This window comes from Streptomyces sp. 13-12-16, from assembly GCF_002114215.1.
Classification (GTDB): Bacteria; Actinomycetota; Actinomycetes; order Streptomycetales; family Streptomycetaceae; genus Streptomyces.
Map to the genome: position 1 here is coordinate 1 of NZ_NCTE01001000.1, position 7,238 is coordinate 7,238.

General features: G+C 70.7%; 7 protein-coding genes and 1 pseudogene. 7 read left to right on the forward strand and 1 reads right to left on the reverse strand.

Annotated elements, in window-relative coordinates:
- The 3 genes and pseudogenes from B7767_RS33915 to B7767_RS33925 form a co-directional block, all read left to right on the forward strand.
- A pseudogene (locus B7767_RS33915) lies at nucleotides 1-370 on the forward strand (MerR family transcriptional regulator); the annotation flags it as partial.
- 147 nt (nucleotides 371-517) lie between these two features.
- Entirely contained in the window at nucleotides 518-1,204 is a 687-nt protein-coding gene (locus B7767_RS33920; RefSeq protein ID WP_085575452.1) for an ankyrin repeat domain-containing protein, read from the forward strand.
- Between the two features lie 142 nt (nucleotides 1,205-1,346).
- A complete protein-coding gene (locus B7767_RS33925) occupies nucleotides 1,347-1,895 on the forward strand; it encodes a hypothetical protein (protein WP_256923665.1) in 549 nt (182 codons plus the stop codon).
- Between the two features lie 122 nt (nucleotides 1,896-2,017).
- Here B7767_RS33925 and B7767_RS33930 read toward each other — a convergent pair whose 3' ends face one another.
- Entirely contained in the window at nucleotides 2,018-3,046 is a 1,029-nt protein-coding gene (locus tag B7767_RS33930) for a LacI family DNA-binding transcriptional regulator (protein WP_085575454.1), read from the reverse strand.
- A 370-nt stretch (nucleotides 3,047-3,416) separates the two neighbouring features.
- Here B7767_RS33930 and B7767_RS33935 point away from each other — a divergent pair, with 370 nt between their 5' ends.
- The 4 genes from B7767_RS33935 to B7767_RS33950 form a co-directional block, all read left to right on the forward strand.
- Nucleotides 3,417-4,727, forward strand: coding sequence for an extracellular solute-binding protein (locus tag B7767_RS33935; protein WP_085575455.1), 1,311 nt, complete (start codon nucleotides 3,417-3,419; stop codon nucleotides 4,725-4,727).
- Nucleotides 4,724-5,626, forward strand: a complete 903-nt coding sequence (locus B7767_RS33940; protein ID WP_085575456.1) for a carbohydrate ABC transporter permease — start codon at nucleotides 4,724-4,726, stop codon at nucleotides 5,624-5,626. The genes B7767_RS33935 and B7767_RS33940 overlap by 4 nt, the downstream gene beginning before the upstream one ends.
- A 1-nt stretch (nucleotide 5,627) precedes the next feature.
- Complete coding sequence (locus tag B7767_RS33945; RefSeq protein ID WP_085575457.1) at nucleotides 5,628-6,524, forward strand: carbohydrate ABC transporter permease; 897 nt, start codon at nucleotides 5,628-5,630, stop codon at nucleotides 6,522-6,524.
- A 79-nt stretch (nucleotides 6,525-6,603) separates the two neighbouring features.
- Nucleotides 6,604-7,238: glycoside hydrolase family 3 N-terminal domain-containing protein (locus B7767_RS33950; protein WP_143652775.1), on the forward strand; the 635-nt coding region annotated here is incomplete at its 3' end.

The following is a 7,238-nucleotide window of genomic DNA, read 5'->3' on the forward strand; positions in this document are numbered from 1 at the left end:
CGGCGCCCAGCCCCAGCCCGAGGCGCACCGGGTCGCGGGGGCCCGCGGGGCGGACGTGCTGTACACGGGTCTCGCCGAGGCGTACGAACTGGCAGGCCCGCAGCTGCGCCAGGACCGCGCCCCGCGCCCCGGCGAGGCGCTGGACGGCTTCGTGGCCGCGTACGCCGGCGCGTACGGCACCCGGGACACCCCGGTCTTCCGCCGCCTGCTGGCCGGGCAGCTCACGGCCGACCCACGGCTCGACCGCTACTGGGAGCTGGTGGCCGTGGTGAACACCCCGCGGGGCGGCCGGCCCGAGCCGACGCCCGGGGCCGCTCACGACTGGCTGCTCACGGCCCTGCGGGCACAGAACGAGGCGGCGGGCTCGTAGAGGACGGTGTGGCCTGGACCCGCGTGCCCGAGGGACTGACGTTCGCGGAGGCGCGAGCGCCCTGCCGGGGGAGGGGCTCGGTGCTCCGGATGTCGGACCCGTGTGCGAGCGTGTCACGCGAAGGAGCGTGTGACACGAGGGGGGTCGATGGCGGCGGGAAGCGACGGCTGGGTCGGCACGGGCTGGGACTGGACGGACGCGGCCGAGATCCGCCGGCGTCTCGACGGAGGCGCCGGTCCGGAGCACTGGAGCGGGGGACGCCCGTTGCACCGCGCGGCGGTGTCCGGCTCCCCGCAGGTCGTCGCCGAGCTGGCCGGCCGGGTCGCGGACGTGGACGCGACGGGGAACGGGGTGACGGCACTGTGGGAGGCCGTCGTCTCCCGGAAGCCGGACAACGCCTGGACACTTGCTGCAGCCGGGGCCGACCCCTGGCGCCCGTCGCTCGGCGGCTGGTCACCGGGACGGCTGGGCCTGGCCGGCCCGGCACCGGACCTGTTCCCGGTGCCGGGAGGCGAGTGCCTGACCGGCGCCGAGCGTGCGGTGGCGCAGGAAGCCCATCGGCTCACCACGGAGCTGGGCACGTTCTGTCACGACGGCACCGGGCTGGCCTGCGTCGCCGGCACCGTCGAGGGCCGGGACCTGCACCCGGGCGGAGGGCCGGACGAGCACGACACCCCCGAGGAGGTACTCGTCTCGTACCTCTACCGGGGCAACGCCGTGGCCTACTCCTGCGCCTTCGCGGGACTGCGTCCGAACGACGCACGCGGGGTGGTCGGACCCCCCGATGTCCGGGTCGAACTGCCGCACCGCGACTACTGGGATCACTGGCGCTGACGGGTCGTCACCGCGCGGCCGGGTCCCCGCGCGGCAGCGGGAGTGCCGGCGGCCGACGCGGGTAACCGGTCGCACACAGCAGGGACGAAGGGGGTCGGGCATGCCCGGATCGGCCGGTGGAGCGCGCGCGGGCGCGGGACGCATGAGTGTGGCGGGGTCCCTCCTCGCCGTACTGCTGGCAACGGCACTGGCAGGCTTCCTGCTGGGAGCGGTCGTCGGTGAGGAGGGGGTGGACGTTCCTCAGGGCTTGCTGTTCGCCGCGGTCTCCCTCCTGCTGGGCCTGGGGGTGACCGCCGGAGCATGGTGGTGGATTCGGCGCCGAGCGGCGCAGTTCGGACTGACCGCGAGCCGGTACCTGTGGGTGGGCCGCCGCATCCAGCGGGGCGAGCTGCCGGAAGACCCCGCCGAGTTCCCTGCCGCGACCGACATCGCCGCACGTCAGCGCCGCACACTGGACACCCAGCAGCGCAGGTGGGTGCGCTGGGTGACGGGAGTCGCCGCGCTGCTGTGGCTGGTGAGCGCCGTCATCCAGATCCTCGCCGCCCGCTACGGATACGCCTGCTTCCAGCTCCTCGTGGCCTGCGGGTTCCTGGTCAACCCCCTCACCGCACGCCGGCAGCGGCGGCGCCTCGACGCCCTCGAACAGGCTCTCCACGACCACGGGACCCCGCAGGGTGCTCCGCGAACGTGAGGGAAGGGCCGGCCGGGGGCGTGGCCGCCGGCCTGCCGCACCGCCGGGGAAGTCGAGCGCGGAGCGGTTGCGGACCGGCAACGGCAGACCGTTGCCGCACCCCGACGACCCTTCACCTGCGCTCACCCGTGCGCCGGAGTGTCCTCACGAGGCGGTGCCGTCGAGGCGCGTACCACGAGTTCGGTGGCGAGTTCGATGTGGTGGGACTCGACCTTCTCGCCGTTGGCCAGTCGGAGGGCGGTGCGCAGCGCGGCGGCGCCCATCTCCCGGAGCGGCTGGCGCACGGTGGTCAGGGGCGGTGAGGCCGTCTGGGCGAGGCTCGTGTCGTCGAAGCCGACCACGCTCAGGTCTTCGGGGACGCGCAGGCCTCGGGCGCGGGCGGACTCGATGACACCGAGGGCGATCTCGTCGTTGCCCGCGAAGACCGCCGTTGGAGGTTCTTCCAGGTCCAGCAGCGCCGTGGCGCCGAGCAAGCCGGTCTCGTACGTGAATTCCCCGGGCCGGACGTAGGCGTCCGGTACCCGCGCTCCTTCGGCCTCCATGGCGGCGCGGTAGCCGTGCATGCGTGCCTGGTTGCAGACGGCCATGGCCGGTCCGCCGAGATAGGCGACGCGGCGGTGGCCCAGGGAGAGCAGGTGCCGGGTCGCGGCCAGACCACCGGCGAAGTTGGTCGCCCCGACGCTGTTGACCCGGCTGTCCGGCAGGTGCAGTGGGTCCAGCACGACCAGCGGCAGCCCGGACCGGGCCAGTTCGTTCAGGTGCGCCGTGGTGTACACGCTGGTGACCGCGATGACGGCGCGGCGCCCGGCCGAGACCAGGTCCCGGGCCCAGTGCGGGGCGCTGGTCGCCTTGCTGACCACCACCGAGGCTCCCGATTCGGCGGCCGAGTCGATGATGCCTTCCAGGGTGTCCGCCACGTACGACTTGAGGCCGCCCTTGAACTGCACCTCGATGGTCGGGTTCTCGACGGTCTCGGTGTGGCGGAACACGGGAGCGAGGTAATCGTGTTGATGCAGCAGCTCCTGCACACGGACGCGGGTGTGCGGCGCCACGTCACCGCGACCGTTGACCACCTTGGACACGGTCGCGACGGAGACCCCAGCCGCTTGGGCGATGTCCGCCAAAGTAGTGCGCCTGGCGTTCGGTCGCATCGGTTCCTCTCAGCTGTAGGTCCACCGGTGTGGTTACCCACCGGTCGGGCCGGCCACGCGGACGGAGCCGGTCAACCGTACCGGCCCGGTACGACCTGCACCGACAGTGTGTCAGCCTGCGGCCACTGCGTCATCCCCGCCTCCGATCGGACCACTTCGAAATAGTTTCGGTTTCCGTCAAGGTGCTCCGGGCGCCGCTCGGTCACCGGTACCGCGCGGAAATCTTCCGTGCCACCACGCGCCTGCACGTGTCTTGACAGGGCGTCAGCTCGAAACCTAGCTTGCAGCAACAGAGCTAGAAGAAGGAATTTTCGAAAACCTTTCACCATGACTCACGAGAAGCCGACGGCTCTCGAGTGCGGAGAAAATCATGGCGCTCTCTCGACGTACCCTCCTCGGTCTGGCGGCCGCCGTGCCGGTCTCCGCGGCACTGACGGCCTGCGGCGGCTCGTCAGGACCCGGCAAGAGCGGTGGTGCCACGTACTGGTACCTGAACGGACAACCGCAGGAAGGAGTCAGGGCCGGCGCCGTGGACGCGTTCAACAAGGCCCACCCCGACGAGCGGATCGACGACACGACCTTCCAGAACGACGCGTACAAGACGAAGATCAAGACCGCCATCGGTGCCGGGCAGGCGCCCACCATCATCTGGGGCTGGGGCGGCGGGACGCTGCGCGCCTACGCGGAAGCGGGCCAGGTGGAAGACCTCACCTCGTGGTTCGACGAGCACTCCGAGGTCAAGGAGGGGTTGTTCCCGGCCTCGTTCGGCGCGGCGACCGTCGACGGCAGGATCTACGCGATGCCGTGCGAGACCGTGCAGCCGGTCATCCTCTACTACAACAGGAAGGTATTCGATCAGATCGGTGCGAAACCACCGGAGTCCTGGGACGACATCATGGCGCTGGTGCCCAGGTTCAACGCGAAGGGCATAGCGCCGTTCGCACTCGGCGGCCAGTCCCGGTGGACGAACATGATGTGGCTGGAGTTCCTGTTCGACCGCATCGGCGGTCCCGAGGTCTTCCAGGCCGCCATCGAGGGCGAGAAGAACGCATGGTCCCACCCGGACGCCATCAAAGCGCTGACCAGACTGCAGGACCTGGTCAAGGCCGACGGGTTCGTCAAGGGCTTCTCCTCGATCACCGCGGACTCCAACGCCGACCAGGCACTCCTGTACACCGGCAGGGCCGCCATGATGCTGCACGGCGCCTGGTCGTACGGCATCCAGCAGGCCGACGGCGGGGACTTCGTCTCCAGCGGCTCCCTGGGCTACATGACCTTCCCGCCCGTCGAGGGCGGCAAGGGCGACCAGAGCGACACCGTCGGCAATCCCGCCCACTACCTGTCCATCTCCTCGAAGGCCAGCGCCGAGCAGAAGAAGGTCGCGAAGGACTTCTTCGCCACGGGCGTCCTCCAGGAGGAGGAGGTGAAGAAGTGGATCGGCAACGGGTCGGTCCCGATCCGGCTGGGCACGGAGAAACTGCTGGCCGCCTCCGAGAACGCCGACTTCCTCCAGTTCACGTACGACATCGCCAGCAAGGCCAAGGTGTTCGTCCAGTCCTGGGACCAGGCGCTCAGTCCGACCGCCGCCGAGGCCATGCTGGACAACATCGTCAAGTTGTTCCAACTGTCGATCTCGCCCCAGCAGTTCGCGAGCAACCTCAACGCGGTCACCGGCGCATGAGCGCGCTCACCGACGCGCCACGGCGTCGCGAGCCGCGCAGCGTCCTGCCGTGGCTGGCGGCGCCGGCGCTGCTGCTCTTCGTCGGTTTCGCCGTGGTCCCGCTCATCGGCGTCTTCGTGCTGAGCTTCACCACCTGGGACGGCATCGGCTCCATCCGCGCGACCGGACTGACCAGTTGGCGTGCGGTGCTCACCGACCCCGGACTGCCGCACGCCCTCTGGGTGACGTTCCTGGTGATGGCCGTGTCCTGGGTCGTGCAGACACCGCTGAGCATCCTGCTCGGCACGTTCCTGGCGGGCCGCCAGCGCTACCGCGCGGTGCTGGGCGTGGTGTACTTCGTCCCGCTGATGCTCAGCTCCGCGGCGATCGCGATCGCCTACGAGGCCCTGCTGGACCCCAACTTCGGGCTCGGTGCCGGGCTGAGGATCCAGGCGCTCAGCCAGGACTGGCTGGGACGGCCGGGGCTCGCGTTCGGGGTCGTCGTCTTCGTCGTGTCCTGGCAGTTCATCCCGTTCCACTCCCTGATCTACCAGGGAGGCGTCCAGCAGATCCCGAAGTCCCTCTACGAGGCGGCACAGTTGGACGGCGCCGGACGGATCCGGCAGTTCTTCGGCATCACGCTGCCCCAGCTGAAGTACACCATCATCACCTCGTCCACGCTGATGGTCGTCGGGTCGCTGACCTTCTTCGACCTCATCTTCGTCCTGACCGAGGGCGGCCCCGGCGACGCCACCCGGGTCCTCGCGCTCGACATGTACAAGCGGGGGTTCCAGGCCAGTCTGATGGGACCGGCCAGCGCCATCGCGGTCATCCTGGTCCTCGTGGGGCTCGCCCTCGCCCTGCTGCTGCGCCGCCTCGGAGGCCGGGACGCCGGCGCGAGCCAACTCGAGGGGGCCTGACGTGACCACCACGCCGACCAGGACGCGACGGCCGCAGAAGGTCACCGACGGCGAGGGGCAACGCCGCCCCCGCCCGGCGGTCCGGCGGCGCAACTGGGCCGGGGGCCTGGCCGGATGGCTCTGGCTCGCCGTCGTCGCCGTGCCCCTGTACTGGACCCTCATCACCAGCCTCAAGGACCGCAGCCGCTACTACGCGAGCAACCCGCTGGTGCCGTCGGGCGATCCGACACTGGAGAACTACCGGCTGGTCATCGAGTCCGACTTCCTGCAGTACTTCGTGAACAGCGTCGTGGTGACCGTCGGTGCCGTGGTGCCGGCGGTCGTCGTCTCCTTCATGGCGGCCTACGCGATCGTCCGCGGCTGGCGCATGCGGGTCCTGCGCGCCGTGAACGGGCTGTTCCTCATGGGTCTCGCCATCCCGCTGCAGGCGACGGTGATCCCGGTCTACCTGATCATCATCAAACTGCACCTGTACGACAGTCTCGCGGCGCTGATCCTGCCGTCGATCGCCTTCGCCATCCCGCTCTCCGTGCTGGTGCTCGCCAACTTCATCCGTGACGTGCCCAAGGAGCTGTTCGACTCGATGCGGGTCGACGGCGCCACCGAGCGGGCGACGCTGTGGCGGCTGGCGGCACCGCTCACCCGGCCGGCCATCCTCACCGTGAGCATCTTCAACGCACTGACCATCTGGAACGGGTTCCTGCTGCCGCTGGTCCTCACCCAGAGCCCCGACCGCCGGACCCTGCCCCTCGCGCTGTGGACCTTCCAGGGCCAGTACGGGGTCAACGTCCCCGCCGTGCTCGCCGCCGTCGTCCTCACCACCCTGCCCGTCCTGGTGCTGTACGCCTTCGGCCGACGCCAGTTGCTGAGCGGGCTGACCGCGGGGTTCGGCCGGTGACCGACGCAGGCACGGACCCACTCGTCTACCGGTTCGCCCCTGGCGCCCTGATCAAGGGCCCGACGGGCGTGGGAGGAAAGTGAACGCCGACGTGGCCGTAGAGAAAACCTCCGCAATCCCCCTCTGGAACGACCCCACCGCCTCCGCCACCGCGAGGGTCGACGCGCTGATCGGCGCGATGACCCTCCAGGAGAAGACCGCCCAGCTGTACGGCGTGTGGGTGGGAGCCTCCGACGAGGGCGGTGAAGTGGCCCCGCACCAGCACGACATGGAGGAGGCCGTCGACCTCGACGCGCTCCTGCCCGCCGGACTGGGCCAGCTCACCCGCCCCTTCGGCACGGTCCCGGTCGACCCCGCACTGGGCGCGCTCTCCCTGGCCCGCACCCAGAGCCGGATCGCCGCCACGAACCGGTTCGGCATCCCCGCCGTCGCGCACGAGGAGTGCCTGGCCGGCTTCGCCGCCTGGGGTGCCACCGCCTACCCCGTCCCGCTCTCCTGGGGCGCCACCTTCGACCCGGACGTGGTGCGCCGGATGGCCGCCGCCATCGGCCGCGACATGCGGTCCGTCGGCATCCACCAGGGTCTCGCCCCCGTGTTGGACGTGGTGCGCGACGCCCGCTGGGGCCGGGTCGAGGAGACCATCGGCGAGGACCCCTACCTCGTCGGCACCATCGGCACCGCCTACGTGCAGGGCCTGGAGTCCGCCGGGATCGT